13 protein-coding genes and 1 riboswitch are annotated in these 15,739 nt (G+C 67.5%); of the genes, 9 read left to right on the top strand and 4 right to left on the bottom strand.

Annotated elements, in window-relative coordinates; genetic code table 11:
* Positions 1–14 precede the first annotated feature (14 nt).
* Both KAQ61_RS17085 and KAQ61_RS17080 read left to right on the top strand, forming a co-directional pair.
* Positions 15–506 (top strand): copper resistance protein NlpE N-terminal domain-containing protein, encoded by a 492-nt coding sequence (locus tag KAQ61_RS17085; protein ID WP_210929938.1) that lies wholly within the window; start codon positions 15–17, stop codon positions 504–506.
* A 262-nt stretch (positions 507–768) separates the two neighbouring features.
* Positions 769–1,149 carry a hypothetical protein gene (locus tag KAQ61_RS17080; RefSeq protein WP_043378236.1) on the top strand — a complete coding sequence of 127 codons (381 nt, stop codon included), beginning with the start codon at positions 769–771 and terminating at the stop codon, positions 1,147–1,149.
* Between the two features lie 112 nt (positions 1,150–1,261).
* Here KAQ61_RS17080 and yjjJ read toward each other — a convergent pair whose 3' ends face one another.
* From yjjJ to KAQ61_RS17065, 3 genes are all read right to left on the bottom strand, one after another.
* Positions 1,262–2,626 carry a type II toxin-antitoxin system HipA family toxin YjjJ gene (yjjJ, locus tag KAQ61_RS17075; RefSeq protein ID WP_210929937.1) on the bottom strand — a complete coding sequence of 455 codons (1,365 nt, stop codon included), beginning with the start codon at positions 2,624–2,626 and terminating at the stop codon, positions 1,262–1,264.
* A 124-nt stretch (positions 2,627–2,750) separates the two neighbouring features.
* Positions 2,751–5,489, bottom strand: coding sequence for a methionine synthase (gene metH / locus KAQ61_RS17070; RefSeq protein WP_210929936.1), 2,739 nt, complete (start codon positions 5,487–5,489; stop codon positions 2,751–2,753).
* 38 nt (positions 5,490–5,527) lie between these two features.
* Positions 5,528–5,637: riboswitch (S-adenosyl-L-homocysteine riboswitch) on the bottom strand.
* Between the two features lie 147 nt (positions 5,638–5,784).
* Complete coding sequence (locus tag KAQ61_RS17065) at positions 5,785–6,273, bottom strand: PACE efflux transporter (RefSeq protein WP_420839346.1); 489 nt, start codon at positions 6,271–6,273, stop codon at positions 5,785–5,787.
* Positions 6,274–6,343: 70 nt separating this feature from the next.
* Here KAQ61_RS17065 and KAQ61_RS17060 point away from each other — a divergent pair, with 70 nt between their 5' ends.
* The 3 genes from KAQ61_RS17060 to KAQ61_RS17050 all read left to right on the top strand — a co-directional run bounded on the left by KAQ61_RS17060 (position 6,344) and on the right by KAQ61_RS17050 (position 9,776).
* Entirely contained in the window at positions 6,344–7,264 is a 921-nt protein-coding gene (locus tag KAQ61_RS17060; protein WP_210929935.1) for a LysR family transcriptional regulator, read from the top strand.
* Positions 7,265–7,393: 129 nt separating this feature from the next.
* Positions 7,394–8,365, top strand: coding sequence for a Bug family tripartite tricarboxylate transporter substrate binding protein (locus KAQ61_RS17055; protein WP_210929934.1), 972 nt, complete (start codon positions 7,394–7,396; stop codon positions 8,363–8,365).
* Between the two features lie 64 nt (positions 8,366–8,429).
* A complete protein-coding gene (locus tag KAQ61_RS17050; protein WP_210929933.1) occupies positions 8,430–9,776 on the top strand; it encodes a hypothetical protein in 1,347 nt (448 codons plus the stop codon).
* Position 9,777: 1 nt separating this feature from the next.
* On the opposite strand, the gene KAQ61_RS17045 is transcribed toward KAQ61_RS17050, so the two are convergent.
* A complete protein-coding gene (locus KAQ61_RS17045) occupies positions 9,778–10,680 on the bottom strand; it encodes a LysR family transcriptional regulator (protein WP_210929932.1) in 903 nt (300 codons plus the stop codon).
* Positions 10,681–10,831: 151 nt separating this feature from the next.
* Between KAQ61_RS17045 and KAQ61_RS17040 the strand changes: the two genes are divergently transcribed.
* The 4 genes from KAQ61_RS17040 (at position 10,832) to KAQ61_RS17025 (ending at position 15,697) form a co-directional block, all read left to right on the top strand.
* Positions 10,832–11,725: an HTD2 family dehydratase gene (locus KAQ61_RS17040; RefSeq protein WP_210929931.1), complete on the top strand. Its 894-nt coding sequence runs from the start codon at positions 10,832–10,834 to the stop codon at positions 11,723–11,725.
* Between the two features lie 69 nt (positions 11,726–11,794).
* Positions 11,795–12,961, top strand: a complete 1,167-nt coding sequence (locus KAQ61_RS17035; RefSeq protein WP_210929930.1) for an acyl-CoA dehydrogenase family protein — start codon at positions 11,795–11,797, stop codon at positions 12,959–12,961.
* Between the two features lie 158 nt (positions 12,962–13,119).
* Positions 13,120–14,292 (top strand): CaiB/BaiF CoA transferase family protein, encoded by a 1,173-nt coding sequence (locus KAQ61_RS17030; RefSeq protein WP_210929929.1) that lies wholly within the window; start codon positions 13,120–13,122, stop codon positions 14,290–14,292.
* A 49-nt stretch (positions 14,293–14,341) separates the two neighbouring features.
* Complete coding sequence (locus KAQ61_RS17025; protein WP_210929928.1) at positions 14,342–15,697, top strand: MmgE/PrpD family protein; 1,356 nt, start codon at positions 14,342–14,344, stop codon at positions 15,695–15,697.
* The last annotated feature ends 42 nt before the right edge of the window (positions 15,698–15,739 follow it).

Raw genomic sequence — 15,739 nt, 5'->3', positions numbered from 1 at the left:
TATCGTTCCTGCCCATGACGCACCACCCCACCGCCCGCCGGGCCCTTCTGCTGTCGCTGGCCACGGCAGCCCTGCTGGCCGGCTGCCAGAGCCCGCCCCCCACCGAAAGCGTGCCGCCGCCGCACATCGACCTGCTGGGCCGTGGCCCGCTGGGGGACGTGCCGCAGACCATGCTGGACTGGGCCGGCACCTACCAGGCCATCCTGCCCTGCAACGGTTGCCCCGGCATTGCCATGAGCGTGCAGCTGCGCGCCGACCAGACCGCCGTGGTGCGCGAACGCCGCCTGGGCGGCGATGCCGAACCCACGCCGGCCCAGACCTACCAGGGCCCCTTCCGCTTCGACCCGCCCGCCGGCAGCATGGTGACGCTGGGCCAGGAGGCCGAGCCCCCGGCCTACCGCTTCTTTGTGGCCGAAGGCTGGATCGAACTGCGCGACCGCCACACCGGCGCCGCGCTGACCAGCACCCCGGCCTACCGCCTGCGCAAGACCAGCCTGGCCCCCTGAGGCCCCGCGCACACCCCTGCTCACGCAGCAGACCTTCACAGCCCAGCGCGGCGCCACGGTCTCGCACCCAGCGCCCGCCCGCCGGCACACCACCGTTCAGGGCGCCGCCAGACACGCGTGGGACACGCTGGCCGGCGCGCCGGCACCACACATTCGCTTGCACGCAGTAACAATTGTTAAACTTTGGCACTTCGAGGCCTGCCCCGCGCAGCTGCCATCGGGCTGAAAACGGTTTCAGTCGTGCTGCCAAGAGAAATTGTTCATGCGTTTGCCACATTGGGCGGCACTGGCCGCTGCGTTCGTTCTGTCCGGGTGCTTTGACGAGCACGCCCTGCCTGAGACCCTGATGTTCCCGCCCGGGATCGATATCGAATACCTGGGCAAGCCCGCCAAGCTCTACGGCACCTCGCAGTGCGCCCAGGGCCAGCTGACCGGCAACTCCTGCCTGATCTTCCCCCCACACGAACCCCGCGCCACCGGCGTCATCCTGTCGGGCCAGCAGGTGCGCGAGGTGGCCCTGACCGCCATCCGCGACCCGCAGGACCCCGTGCGTTTCATCGTCCAGGACGCCCAAGGCCGCCGCCTGCTCAGCACCACCGGCCGGCACGACGAACACGCCAACATCCAGCTGGCACCGTACTGAGCCGGCCTGCGGGTGGGTGCCTGCAAGTTGCAAGCCTTTTTGGGCTGCAGCGCTTGTGCAGCAAGCGTGAGCAGCTACGTTTTTCGAATCCAGCCTCTCAAGGACCGAAGGCTCACCCCTGCTCCACCCAGCCCCAGAAGGTCTGAGCCAAAGCCTGGGCCTCATCCCACACCTCCAGCATGGCGGCCGTGGGCTGGACCGTGTCCATGGACCAACTCCATGCAGGGACTTCCCCCTGCACCGGCATGAAACGCATGGGCAGCATGTCGTAGCAAGGGGCCAATGCCCAACGCCTGCCAGTCCACAGCAGCGAGATATTTCCGTAGTGGCGGTCGGTGTTGGCAATCAGCTGACCAAAGGCATCCCACAGCTTCAAACGCCGCATCTCCTCCTGGCTCAGCAAACCCAGGTCGTGCAAGCGCTGCGCAGTTCTCGACCACTGATCGACCGTGCCCGCGAACTCGGCGTTGAAGGACTCCAGCGACACCATGCCGATGCGTCCCGGCGTCTGTCCCAACAAATCAGGCTCTGAACGGTCAAAACGCTCTGCAGCCAGAAAGACGCGGCCCTCCAACGCATGCAATTCGGTGTGTGCGACAGGCTGTCCTGCCGCTTGCAGGGTTTGCAACGCCAGGTGCTCGCAACGCAGCAGCCTGCGGACACGATCCGCCACCGGGTTGCTTTCCGCGGAGGAAAATTTCACGATCCAACTGCGCCCCTCACCATCTACACAGCAGAACTTGGGCTGCTCCCCGCCTGCGCTGGAGCCTGGCACAGCACCGTCCATGGCAGCCTGTGCCAACGCAGGGTAGTCCTCGGGCTCCGCCACGGGCCACCCTTGGCCGACCTGCTGCAAGTGGCGCTGCAAGGCAGGTTCTCCCACGATGAGATTGCCCGGCAAATCGTCACCAAACATTGAGATCGCGAGCAACATATCGTCGTCGCTCCACTGGCGGGGATCGCTGCCCAGCGCCTGCCCCCAGTGCTGCTTGGCAAAACGACGCCCTAAAAACCCCTGGGGGCGCATGTCCTGGATCAACCATGGCAATCCATCGAAGTAGGCACCGCCACTCAACATGGCGCGCAGCCCCTCACCGTCGACCCAATAGCCACCGCCATGCAACGCATGCAGTGTGCCCAGGGCCTGCAAGCGACCGGTCACATCCACCGCCGTCACCGGTATCTGCGGCCCAACGCCGAACACATGACGCGGTACCCCGTAGTGTTGATTGCGTCCCTGCCCCAGCTTGACCACATCCCCGCTCTGCACCAGCGCCGCTAACGCACGCGAGGCAGTAGGCTGGCTCACCTGCAGTCGTTCCTGCAACTGCACGCTGCGCAGCGGCTGCCCATGCTGGAGCAAGACCGACAGCATGCTCTGCATCAATTCAGACCGGGCATTGGACATGATTGTGGAAGATGAATAAATATTTGAATAGATTATTGAATAGATAAAAAATGATTGCCAGTAATACATTTCATAAACTTAAAGGCAATTTTGGCTAATTTTTACAAACAAGTTGCCACCGGATTGAATAGAAAATACAAAGAAAAAGGCCACGCACCGCGTGGCCTTTTTCTCGCTCTCAACAACTCGCCCATCACCCCAGATTCGGCGCCAGGAAGCGTCGCAATGCGTCGATGTCCATGCCACGGCGCTCGGCCATGTCGGCCAACTGGTCTTCACCGATCTGGCCCACGTTGAAATAGCTGGCCTCGGGGTTGCCGATGTAGAAGCCGCTGACGCTGGAGGCGGGATTCATCGCCAGGCTTTCGGTCAGCGTCATGCCAATCTCTTCGGCCTGCAGCACCTTGAACAGGTCGATCTTGGCCGTGTGGTCCGGGCAGGCGGGGTAGCCGGGCGCGGGGCGGATGCCCTGGTACTGCTCCTTGATCAGCTGCTCGTTGCTCAGCTGTTCGTCGGCAGCATAGCCCCACAGGTCCTTGCGCACGCGCTCGTGCAGGCATTCGGCAAAGGCTTCGGCCAGGCGGTCGGCCAGGGCCTTGAACATGATGCCGCTGTAGTCGTCCAGCGCGGCCTCGAATTCCTTGTCCTTCTTCTCGGCGCCAATGCCGGCGGTCACGGCAAACAGGCCGGCGTAATCGGCAATACCCGAATCCTTGGTGGCCACGAAGTCGCTCAGGCAGCGGCTGGGGCGCAACACGCCGTCCACGGCCTGCTTTTCGGTCTGCTGGCGCAGGCCATACCAGGTGGTCAGCACCTGGCTGCGTGACTCGTCGGTGTAGAACACGATGTCGTCGCCCACACGGTTGGCAGGGAACAGGCCCATCACGCCGTTGGCCTGCAGCCAGCGGCCTTCGATGATCTTCTTGAGCATGGCCTGGGCATCGGCCAGCACCTTGCGCGCCTGCTCGCCAACGATCTCGTCCTGCAGGATGGCAGGGTAGGGGCCGGCCAGGTCCCAGGTCTGGAAGAACGGGCCCCAGTCGATGTACCTGGCGATCTCGGCCAGGTCGAAGTTCTTGAACACGCGGCGGCCCAGCACGCGTGGCACCACGGGGGTGTGGGCCACCACGGCGGCATTCGCGCGCGCCTGGGCCAGGGGCCACAGCGGGGTCTTCTTCTTGTTGGCGTGCTGGCTGCGCACCTTGTCGTAGTCGGCGCCCAGTTCATCCAGATAGGCCTGCTTGCCCTCGCCCAGCAGGCTTTGCGCCACGCTGACCGAGCGCGAGGCATCGGGCACATAGACCACCGGGCCTTCGTAGTTGGGCGCAATCTTCACGGCGGTGTGCACGCGCGAGCAGGTGGCGCCGCCGATCAGCAGCGGGATCTTCTTGATGCGGAAGTAGTCGTCCTTGTGCATCTCGCCGGCCACGTACTGCATCTCTTCCAGGCTGGGGGTGATCAGGCCGGACAGGCCGATGATGTCGGCCCCCTCGGCCTTGGCGCGCGCCAGGATCTCGTGGCAGGGCACCATCACGCCCATGTTGATGACCTCGAAGTTGTTGCACTGCAGGACCACAGTGACGATGTTCTTGCCGATGTCGTGCACGTCGCCCTTGACGGTGGCGATGACGATCTTGCCCTTGCTGGTCACGTCCAGGCCAGCAGCTTCCTGCTGGCGCTTTTCTTCCTCGATGTAGGGCACCAGGTGGGCCACGGCCTGCTTCATCACGCGCGCGGACTTGACCACCTGGGGCAGGAACATCTTGCCGGCGCCGAACAGGTCGCCCACGATGTTCATGCCGTCCATCAGCGGGCCTTCGATCACATGCAGCGGACGGCCGCCCTTGGCCAGCACCTGCTGGTAGGCCTCTTCCGTGTCCTCGGTGATGAAGTCGGTGATGCCGTGTACCAGCGCGTGCGCCAGGCGCTCGCCCACGGTCTTGGGGGCCTCGGGCGTACCGCGCCATTCCAGCTTTTTGCTGTCGTCCTTGGCGGCGCCCTTGGCGCTGTCGGCAATCTCCAGCAGGCGCTCGGCGGCATCGGGGCGGCGGTTCAGCACCACGTCCTCGACGCGCTCGCGCAGCGTGGGCTCCAGGTCGTCGTAGACACCGATCATGCCGGCGTTGACGATGCCCATGTCCATGCCGGCCGCAATCGCGTGGTACAGGAACACGGTGTGGATGGCCTCGCGCACGGGGTCGTTGCCGCGGAAGGAGAACGAGACGTTGGACACGCCGCCGGACACCTTGGCACCGGGCAGGTGCTGCTTGATCCAGCGCACGGCCTCGATGAAGTCCACGCCGTAGTTGTTGTGCTCTTCAATGCCGGTGGCCACGGCAAAGATGTTGGGGTCGAAGATGATGTCCTCGGGCGCAAAGCCGACTTCATCGACCAGGATGCGGTAGGCGCGTTCGCAGATCTCGATCTTGCGGGCAAAGGTGTCGGCCTGACCTTTTTCGTCAAACGCCATCACCACGGCAGCCGCGCCGTAGCGCTTGACCAGCTTGGCGTGCTTCTTGAACTCCTCGACGCCTTCCTTCATGGAGATAGAGTTAACGATGCCCTTGCCCTGCAGGCAGCGCAGGCCGGCCTCGATCACCTCCCACTTGGAGCTGTCCACCATCACCGGTACCTTGGCGATGTCGGGCTCGGAGGCGATCAGGTTCAAAAAGCGCACCATGGCGGCCTTGCTGTCCAGCATGGCCTCGTCCATGTTCACGTCGATGATCTGCGCGCCGTTTTCCACCTGCTGGCGCGCCACGGCCAGGGCTTCTTCGTACTGCTCGTTCAGGATCAGGCGCGCAAAGGCCTTGGAGCCGGTGACGTTGGTGCGCTCGCCCACGTTGACGAACAGCGTGTCCTCGCCGATGAACACGGGCTCCAGGCCCGACAGGCGCATGGGAGGAATAGAAACGGGGGCAGCAACGGTCATCGCACTCACCTGTGTGAAAAAACTCAGTCAATCGTGGGAACAGGTGAACGCCGTTGCAGTGGCGGCTGCTGCACAACAGCCGCAGGCCCCAAGCCTGACAGCGCAGCCAATCACTGGCTCGCGCGCTGCTGCAGCGCTCCTTGGGGCGAAGCCCGTGATTTTAGAGGGCTGCGGCGGATTGCGGCAGCCTGCATGCGCTATGCCCGGTGACGGCGGGGGCGCTGGCGGGCGATGGAAGGTGTTTTTGGCTGCCAGCACTTATGCAGTCAGCGCCAGCAGCTATCAAAAACGTAGATCAGACCTGGGGCGCCAGCACCTGGGCCGAGGCCGGCAGGCCGAAGACACGGTCAAAACACCAGTTGAAGACGTAGGTGTAGATCAGGAAGAACACCAGCAAGCCGGCCTCCAGCACCGTGGCTTCCCACAGCGAGATGCCGAACCACCAGGCCATCAGCGGGATCAGGATCAGCGCCAAGCCGCCCTCGAATCCCACGGCATGCACCACGCGGCGCAGCACCGAGCGGCCCTTGGTGGCCTGGCGGGCCTCCCAGCGCTCGAACAGCCAGTTGAAGCTGAGGTTCCACAGGATGGCCAGGGTCGAGGCCACCACGGCCATCACGCCGGAGCTGCCCGCGCCCTGGCCGATGGCCATGAACAGCAGGCTGGAGGCCACGATGGCGATGAGCTCGTACAGACCGACAAACACAATGCGGCGCTTGGCGCCTTGCAGGCCCACGGCCTGGGAAACAACTGACACGGTAGAAGACACGGAAGAAACAGACATGCGGCGCAGTGTATGTTCATAAAATTGACAGCAAAAGTTAGGTTATTTCAGTTTTATTGATAGGTCAGCCATGCCCTTCCCCCCCGAACAAGTGCCGCTGTTCCTGGCCGTGCTCGACACCGGCTCGTTCTCAGCCGCCGCGCGCCAACTGGGGCGCGTGCCCTCCGCCGTCAGCATGGCCGTGGGCCAGCTGGAGGCCGAACTGGGCCTGCAGCTGTTCGACCGCCGGGGCCGCGAGCCCACGCCCACGGCCGCCGCGCGCGCCCTGGAACCCCAGGCCCGGCTGCTGGCCCAGCAGCTGCAGCAGTTGAACCAGCAGGCCCTGGCCCTGCACCAGGGGCTGGAAGAGCGGCTGACGCTGGCGATTGCCCCGGAGCTGCTGACCACCCCCTGGGCCGACGCGCTGCGCCCGGTGACCGAGCGCTACCCAGCCCTGGCGCTGGAAGTGCTGGTCGCCCCGCAGGCCGATGCGCTGGAGCTGCTGCACGCCGGCCGGGCCCAGCTGGCCCTGGTGTTCGAGCGCAGCAGCCTGGACGGCCGCGAGGACTTCCAGGAGATGGGCCACGAGGTGCTGGTGGCCGTGATGGCCCCGCACTTCGCCCCGTGGCAGGCGCAGCAGGCCCTGCACGGCGCCGGTGCGCGCCTGAGCGTGGACCACCTGCTGGGCCAGCGCCAGGTGCTGGTCGCCAGCCGCGACCCGCAGCAGACCGACCCGCGCTTCGTCTTTTCGCGCCAGCTGTGCCGCACCGACAGCCACCAGGCGGCGCTGCAGCTCATCAGCGCCGGCCTGGGCTGGGGCTGGCTGCCCAAGGGCCTGGTGGAGTCGCACATCGCGGCCCAGACGCTGCTGGAGATCCCGATGCAGAACCTGAGCAACGGCACGCGCCTGTTCGTTGACTGGGTGTGGTCCCAGCAGCGGCCGCTGGGCCTGGCTGCGCAGCACTTCGTGCAGGGGCTGCGCCAGCACGCGCCCTGGGGGCGCACGCCCTGACCGCGCGGCGCGGCACTGTCCTTGCTTGCGGGGGGCACCGGCTGGCGGCCTCGGGTCCACCCTCTTGAGGGGGTGACCGCGGTGCGCCAGCATGCCTGTCTGCCCCACCCCGCACCAAGGAGTCCCCGCATGATCGATCGCCGCCAGTTCCTCTCCGTCAGTGCCGCCGCCCTGGGTCTGCCCAGCAGCGTGCTGGCGCAAACCGCCTGGCCCACCCGCCCGGTGCGCGTGGTGATTCCCTACGCCGCCGGCGGCGTCACCGACAGCGTCGGCCGCAAGCTGGCCGAACACCTGGGCCAGCAACTGGGCCAGGCCCTGGTGGTGGAGAACAAGGGCGGTGCCGGCGGCACCCTGGGCATGGCCGACGTGGCCCGCGCCCCGGCCGACGGCTACACCCTGGCCCTGAGCGCCATCAGCCCGCTGACCCTGTCGCCCCACCTGGGCAAGCTGCCCTACGACCCGTTCAAGGACATCGTGGCCGTGGCCCCGATGATGTATTCGCCGGTCTATGTGCTGGGCACCAGCGCCCTGTCGGCCACCAGCTGGCAGGAGCTGCTGACGCGCGCCAAGGCCCAGCCCGGCAGCATCCGCATGGCCACCTCGGGCATGGGCTCGGTCGGGCACATCATGCTGGAGCAGATCCAGGCCCAGACCGGCGCCCGCTTCACCCACATCCCCTACAAGGGCGTGGGCCAGACCGTGAACGATGCGGCCGGCGGCCACTTCGAGGTCATGCTGGGCAACCCCTTTGGCACGATCAACGGCCTGATCGAACAGGGCCGCCTGCGCGTGCTGGCCACCACCGGGCCGCAGCGTGCGCCCAACCAGCCCCAGGTGCCGACGCTGGCCGAACTGGGCATGCCCGCGGCCAACCTGACCTCGCTGTTTGGCTTCATGGCGCCCGCCGGCACGCCCCCCGAAATCGTGGCCCGGCTGAACCAGGAGGTGCAGCGCGCCCTGGCCGCCGCCGACGTGCAGCACACGCTGCGCAGCACCGACAACGTGGCCCTGCACCACAGCCCGCAGGAATTTGCCGCCCTGCTGCAGCAGGAAAGCCGCAACAACGCCGCCATCATCCGGCAGGCCAACATCCAGCTCTGAGCCACCGGCGCACGCGCCACCCGGCCGTGCATGGGCACGCCAGGTTTTGCACTACAGTCGGCGCGTGACCCAAGCCCTTCCCCCCTCCAGCAGCACCCCGCCCCTGGCGGCCCCCTCCGTCACGCCCCCCGGCGCCAGCACGGGCGGTGCGGGCTTTGGTGCGGCAGCGGCCGCCCAGGGCTTGCCGCCACCGGCCAGCACCGGCACGCCGGCGGCCCCGGCATCCCCAGCGCCGCCGACGACCACAGCCACCACAGCCACTACAGCCACTACAGCCACCACAGCCACCACAGCCACCACAGCCACCAGCAGTGTCACGGCACCGGCCCGTGCAGCCCAGGTGGCACCGGTGGTGGCCGCCGTGCAGGCGGCCCTGGCCCAGACCGTCAACCTGTCGCCCCAGGCGCAACTGGCCGTCAAGCTCGACGCCTTCCACCATTTAGTGGCCAATCTGGTCACCCAGATTCCGGCCGGCAGTGCCACCCTGCCCGGCAACTGGCCGGCCGCCGGGGTCAGCCCACAGCTGCAGGCCTTCGTGACCGCCCTACTGCAGAACGCCACCGCCGGCCAGCCGCTGCCGCAGCAGCTGGTCAGCCTGCAGGCCTGGCCCACGGCCCTGGCCAATGCCGTGCTGCAACTGGCCGGGCAGGCCGCGGCGGCAGAGGGCGCACCGCCCGCCCTGGCCGCCCCCCCACAGGCCGCCCAGGCGGCTGGGACGGCCACGGCCGACATCCGCCTGCCCAGCCTGCAGAACTGGCTGGTGCAACAAGGGGTGGTGCAGGGCACGGATGGCGAACGTGCTTTCACGCTGTCGCTGCGCGTGCCGGTGGCCTGGGCCCAGGCCCAGGCGGCCCTGGGGGCGGCCTTGCCGCGTCCAGCCGAAGGCCCTGGCGCGACCCCCACCGGTGCTGCGCTGCCCATCGCCTGGGCGGGGCCATCCACCCCGGCAGGCATGCCCAGCCTGGCGGGCCTGCTGCAGCTGCCGTTTGCCGGCAGCGTGCAGCAGTTGAGCAGCGGCAGCATGGGCCTGGTGATGCAGCCGCAGGTGCTGCCCGGCACACCGGCCGCGGCCGCCGCCCAGGCCATGCGCACCAGCGCCATCCTGCAGCTGGAGTTTCAGCCATTGGCCCAGGCCGTGCAGAGCGCGCAGGCCGCGTCGGTCTATCTGCCCGCCCACCTGGTGCCGCAGGAGGTGCAGGCCATGCTGCAGAACAAGGCCACCGACCCCTGGCTGCTGATGGCCCAGGCGCAGGCCGAAGGCCAGGGCCGCAAGCAGCCGAAGAACGCCAACGAGCAATCGCTGTTCTGCAACCGCGCCGGCTGCCAGTACCAGGGCCGCGCCCTGTGCGCCCAGCCCTTTTGCGCCGAAATGAACTACCTGTGGTCCGTGGACCGCGCCCAGCGCCGCTGACTCAGGCGGGCGGGACTGCGTGGTGGCGCTGCACGGCGGCCATCAGTTCCTGCACATGGCTGGCCGGCGCCACGCCTTCGCGCACCAGCATGTAGCGCGGGCGCACCGCCCAGGCGTCGCTCAGCGCGATGCGGCACAGCCGGCCATCGGCGGTGCTGCGCAGGGCCGCGCTTTCCGGCACCACCGCCACGCCCACCCCGGCCGCGACCATGCGGCACATGGCATCGAAGTTCGACACCTGGATGCGCAGCTTGAGCGTCTGCCCCAACTGCTGGGCGATCTGGCTCAGAAAGGTCTGCAGCGTGCTGCTGCGGTGCATGCCCACGAAGCGCTCGTGCAGCACCTCGGCAAAGGCCACCGCGGCCACGCCCTGCCAGCGCGCATCGTTGGGCGCCACCAGCACCAGGCGGTCGGTGCTGAAGTGCAGGCTGCGCAGGCCGTGCGTGTCGACCTCGCCGGCAATGATGCCCAGGTCCGCGCGGCCTTCGCGGATGTCGCTGGCGATCGCGGCGTTCGGGCGCTCCTGCAGGTCCACGCTGATGTGCGGGTGCGCCATCAGGTAGGCGGCCAGGATGTCGGGCATGAACTCCGTCACCGCCGTGGTGTTGGCAAAGACCCGCACATGGCCGCGCAGGCCGGCGCCGTACTCCTGCAACTCGGACTGCAGCTGCTGGGCCTGCTGCAGCATCGCCCGGGCGTGGAACAGGAAAGCCTCGCCCGGCGGCGTTAGGCGCACGCCGCGAGCCTCTCGAATCAGCAAAGGCATGCCGGCCTCTTCCTCCATCGCCTTGATGCGTGCACTGGTGGCCGCCAGTGACAGGTGGGATTGCTCCGACGCCTTGGTGAGGCTGCCGCTTTTGGCCACCTGCAGGAACAGCTGGAAGTCTTTCAATTCAAGGCGCATGGTGATTCCGGGTTAGTACCAGGGTGCGCCTGGCTTTTGAAAAACCGAAGGCTTGCTCCCAAAAGCTGTGATTGTAGAAAGCCTGGCGGCGCCAGAAGATGGCGGCAACACCCCCTGCTCCAGGCCGCGTGCCTGATGGAGAGAACGCCGCATGAACCACGCTGTGACACCCCAGATCGACCCCGCCCTGCTGGCCCATCTGCAATCCTGGCAAGGCAAGTCCGAGACCACGCCCGACACCATCACCGCCGCGCCGCTGCGTGCGCTGTCGGCCACGCTGGACCGCGATGACCCCGCCCCCCACGCCGGCACGGCCGTGCCGCCGCTGTGGCACTGGCTGTACTTTCTGCCACACGCCCGCCAGAGCGAGATCGGCCCCGACGGCCACCCGCAACGCGGCGGCTTTCTGCCGCCCGTGCCCCTGCCACGCCGCATGTGGGCCGGCGGGCGCCTGCGCTGGGACACGGCCAACCCGCTGCAGGTCGGGCAGGCGATGGAGCGCGTGTCCACCATCCGCTCGGTGACGCACAAGGCCGGGCGCTCGGGCGAGTTGCTGTTCGTGCTGGTGGAGCACCAGTTCCGCAACGCCCAGGGCGTGTCCCTGACGGAGGAGCACGACATCGTCTACCGCGCCGCCGCGCAGCCCGGGGATGCGGCCCCCGTGCCCGTGCGCCCGCCGCTGGACGGCCAGCCAAGCTGGTCGCGCGTGATCACGCCAGACGACGTGCTGCTGTTCCGCTACTCGGCGCTGACCTTCAACGGCCACCGCATCCACTACGACCGCAAGTACGTGACCGAGGTGGAAGGCTACCCAGGGCTGATCGTGCACGGCCCGCTGATCGCCACGCTGCTGATCGACCTGCTGCGCCGCAGCCTGCCCCAGGCCCAGGTGCAGAGCTTCAGCTTCAAGGCCGTGCGCCCCACCTTCGACCTGCACGCCTTCAGCGTGCATGGCAAGCCTTCGGCCGACGGCAAGACCATCGAGCTGTGGGCCCAGGACCACGAAGGCTGGCTGACCATGCAGGCCACCGCCACCCTGGCCTGACACATCCAAAACAGGAGCTGCCAGCGCTTGCCGGACAAGCGCTGCAGGCCCAAAACGCTTGAAACCGCCATGATCGAAAAAACCCTCTCCCACAACCACCACGAGATCCGCGACGCCATCCGCGACCTGTGCCAGGCCTTCCCCGACGAGTACTTCCGCCAGGTGGACGAGGCACGCGCCTACCCCGAGCAGTTCGTCCACGCACTGACCGAGGCCGGCTGGCTGGCCGCGCTGATCCCGCAGGAGTACGGCGGCTCGGGCCTGGGCCTGACCGAGGCCAGCGTGATCATGGAAGAGATCAACCGCTGTGGCGGCAACTCCGGCGCCTGCCACGGCCAGATGTACAACATGGGCACGCTGCTGCGCCACGGCTCCGAGGCACAAAAGCAGAAGTACCTGCCCAAGATTGCCTCGGGCGCCTGGCGCCTGCAGTCCATGGGCGTGACCGAGCCCACCACCGGCACCGACACCACCAAGATCAAGACCAGCGCCGTCAAGAAGGGCGACCGCTACGTCATCAACGGCCAGAAGGTCTGGATCAGCCGCATCCAGCACAGCGACTTCATGATCCTGCTGGCGCGCACCACACCGCTGGCCGAGGTGACCAAGAAGAGCGAAGGCATGTCCATCTTCATGGTCGACCTGCGCGAAGCGGAAAAGAAGGGCATGACCGTGCGCCCCATTCCCAACATGGTCAACCACGAGACCAACGAGCTGTTCTTCGAGGACCTGGAGATCCCCGCTGAGAACCTCATCGGCCAGGAGGGCCAGGGTTTCAAGTACATCCTCGACGGACTGAACGCCGAGCGCACGCTGATCGCCGCCGAGTGCATCGGCGACGGCTACTGGTTCATGGACCGCGTGACCCAGTACGTCAAGGACCGCAACGTGTTTGGCCGCCCCATCGGCCAGAACCAGGGCGTGCAGTTCCCGATTGCCGAGAGCTTCATCGAACTGGAAGCCGCCAACCTGATGCGCTGGAAGGCCTGCGAGCTGTTCGACGCGCACGAAGCCATGGGGGCCCAGGCCAACATGGCCAAGTACCTGGCGGCCAAGGCCAGCTGGGAAGCGGCCAACGTCTGCCTGCAGTTCCACGGCGGCTTCGGCTTTGCCTGCGAGTACGACGTGGAGCGCAAGTTCCGCGAGACACGCCTGTACCAGGTGGCGCCGATCTCGACCAACCTGATCTATTCCTACGTGGCCGAGCACCTGTTGGGCCTGCCCCGTTCTTTCTGACATGGACAACCCCCTGAGCGGCTGCACCGCCTCCCCCTTCGCTCGCGCTGTGCGCTGCGGGCAGGGGGACGACGCCCTCGCTGCGGGGCGGCCCTGGCTCGGCGTCTCTGGCCCAGGCCGCGCCGCATTGCAGGCCCACTTCGGATATTGGATTGCACATGATTCGACCTCTTGACGGCATCACCGTCGTCTCTTTGGAACACGCGGTGGCCGCACCGTTTTGCACGCGCCAGCTGGCCGATTTGGGGGCGCGCGTCATCAAGGTGGAGCGGCCCGGCAGCGGCGACTTTGCGCGCGGTTATGACCAGCGCGTCAACGGCCAGTCCTCGCACTTCACCTGGATCAACCGCAGCAAGGAAAGCCTGGCGCTGGATGTGAAACAGCCCCAGGCCAAGCAGGCGCTGCTGGAGCTGCTGAAGGCCGCCGACGTGCTGGTGCAGAACCTGGCACCCGGCGCGGCCGCGCGCATGGGCCTGTCGTACGCGGCCTTGAAGGCGCACAACCCGAAGCTCATCGTCTGCGACATCAGCGGCTATGGCGCCGATGGCCCCTACCGCGACAAGAAGGCCTACGACCTACTGATCCAGAGCGAGGCCGGCTTCCTGTCGGTCACCGGCACGCCGGAGACGCCCAGCAAATCCGGCATCTCGGTGGCCGATATCGCCGCGGGCATGTACGCCTACACCAACATCCTGTCGGCCCTGCTGCTGCGCGGCAAGACGGGCAGCGGCAGCCACATCGACGTGTCCATGCTCGAAGCCATGGGCGAGTGGATGGGCTACCCGCTGTACTACGCCTACGACGGCGCGCCACCGCCGCCGCGCACCGGTGCCAGCCACGCCAGCATCTACCCCTATGGCCCCTTCGTCGCTGGGGACGGCAAGACCGTGATGCTGGGCCTGCAGAACGAGCGCGAATGGAAGGCCTTTTGCGACACCGTGCTGCAGCAGCCCGCAGTGGCCACCGACGCCCGCTTCTGTTCCAACGCCCAGCGCAACGCCCACCGCGAAGCCTTGCAGGCGCTGATCCTGCAGACCTTTGCCGCGCTGACGGCGGCGCAGGTGGTGGAGCGGCTGGAGGCCGCCGGCATTGCCAACGCCCGCGTCAACGACATGGCCGACCTGTGGCAGCACCCGCAGTTGCAGGCGCGCCAGCGCTGGCGCACCGTGGGCACGCCCGCAGGCGAGGTGCCGGCCCTGCTGCCACCCGGCGTGAACAGCGCCTTCGACTACCGCATGGACCCGATTCCCGCCGTGGGCCAGCACAACGCCAGCATCCTGGCCGAGCTGGGCTGGAGCGCCGAGCAGATCGCCGCGCTGGCCGCTGCCTGATGCACCAAACATAGCAGTCAGCGCAAGCCCTGCCTGTACCGGAGACCTTATGAAGCAAGAAACTGCCATCCAGATCCATCCCCTGGCCACCTTTGCCGCCCAGCTGCGCTGGGACGATGTGCCCCAGCCTGTGCAGCGCAAGGCCGAGGACCTGTGGGTGGACTGGTTCGGCTCGGTGCTGGCCGGGCAGAACGCCCGCCCGGTGCACAGCATTGCGCGCTTTGCGCTGTCGCAGGGCCCGGCATCGGGGCCATGTGAAGTCATTGGCCAAAGCACCACAACATCCCCCATGATGGCCGCACTGGCCAATGCTGCGGCCGCGCATGTGGCCGAACAGGACGATGTGCACAACGGCTCGGTGTTCCACCCCGCAGCAGTGGTCTTCCCGCCGGCCTTGGCCGTGGCCCAGAGCCTGGGCGCCAGCGGCGCGCAGCTGATGGCCGCCTGCGTGGCGGGCTATGAAGTCGGCATCCGCGTGGGCGAGTTCCTGGGGCGCAGCCACTACCGCATCTTCCACACCACGGCCACCGCCGGCACGCTGGCCGCGGCCGCCGCCGTCGGCCACCTGCTGGGCCTGACACCGGCGCAGATGCAGCACGCCTTTGGTTCGGCCGGCACGCAGTCGGCGGGCTTGTGGGAGTTTCTGCGCACCGCCGCCGACAGCAAGCAGCTGCACACCGCGCACGCCGCCGCGGCCGGCCTGATGGCGGCCTACTTGGCCAAGGACGGCTTCACCGGCGCGCAGGACATCTTCACCGGGCCACAGGGCCTGGCCGCCGGCATGAGCACGGACGCCCATCCCGCGAAGCTGAGCGACGGCCTGGGCACACGCTGGGCCACGGCCGAAACCAGTTTCAAGTGGCATGCCTCCTGCCGCCACACCCACCCGGCCGCCGATGCGCTGCTGCAGGTGATGCAACACAACCATTTGCAGCCCGCCGACCTGGCCCAGGTGACCTGCCATGTGCACCAGGGCGCCATCGATGTGCTGGGCCCCGTGGTGGAGCCCAGCACGGTGCACCAGAGCAAGTTCTCCATGGGCACCGTGCTGGCCCTGGCCGCGCGCTTTGGCCATGCGGGTTTGACCGAATTCGACAGCCACTTCCTGGCCCCGGACACTGTGGCGCTGCGCGAGAAGGTGCGGATGGTGCTGGACACCGAGGTGGACACCGCCTACCCGCAGCGCTGGATCGGCAAGGTCACGGTGCAAACCACCGATGGCCGCACGCTGCACGGCCGGGTGGCCGAGCCCAAGGGCGACCCGGGCAACACCTTGAGCCGCCAGGAGATCACCGACAAGGCCTTGCGCCTGGCGGCCTATGGCAGCCAGGTGCCCGCCGCGCAGGCCGTGGCCCGGCTGTGGCAGGTGGCCCTGTGGCCCCGTGTGCAGCGCCTGCTGGACTGAGCAACTGTTTTTGCATGCCGGTGGCGGGGGCCGCCGGCATGT

Origin of the sequence: Comamonas aquatica, assembly GCF_018064205.1 — a bacterium.
Lineage (GTDB): Bacteria > Pseudomonadota > Gammaproteobacteria > Burkholderiales > Burkholderiaceae_C > Comamonas > Comamonas aquatica.
The sequence above is the reverse complement of the archived record's forward strand: the minus strand, read 5'-3'. Positions and strand labels throughout refer to the sequence as shown.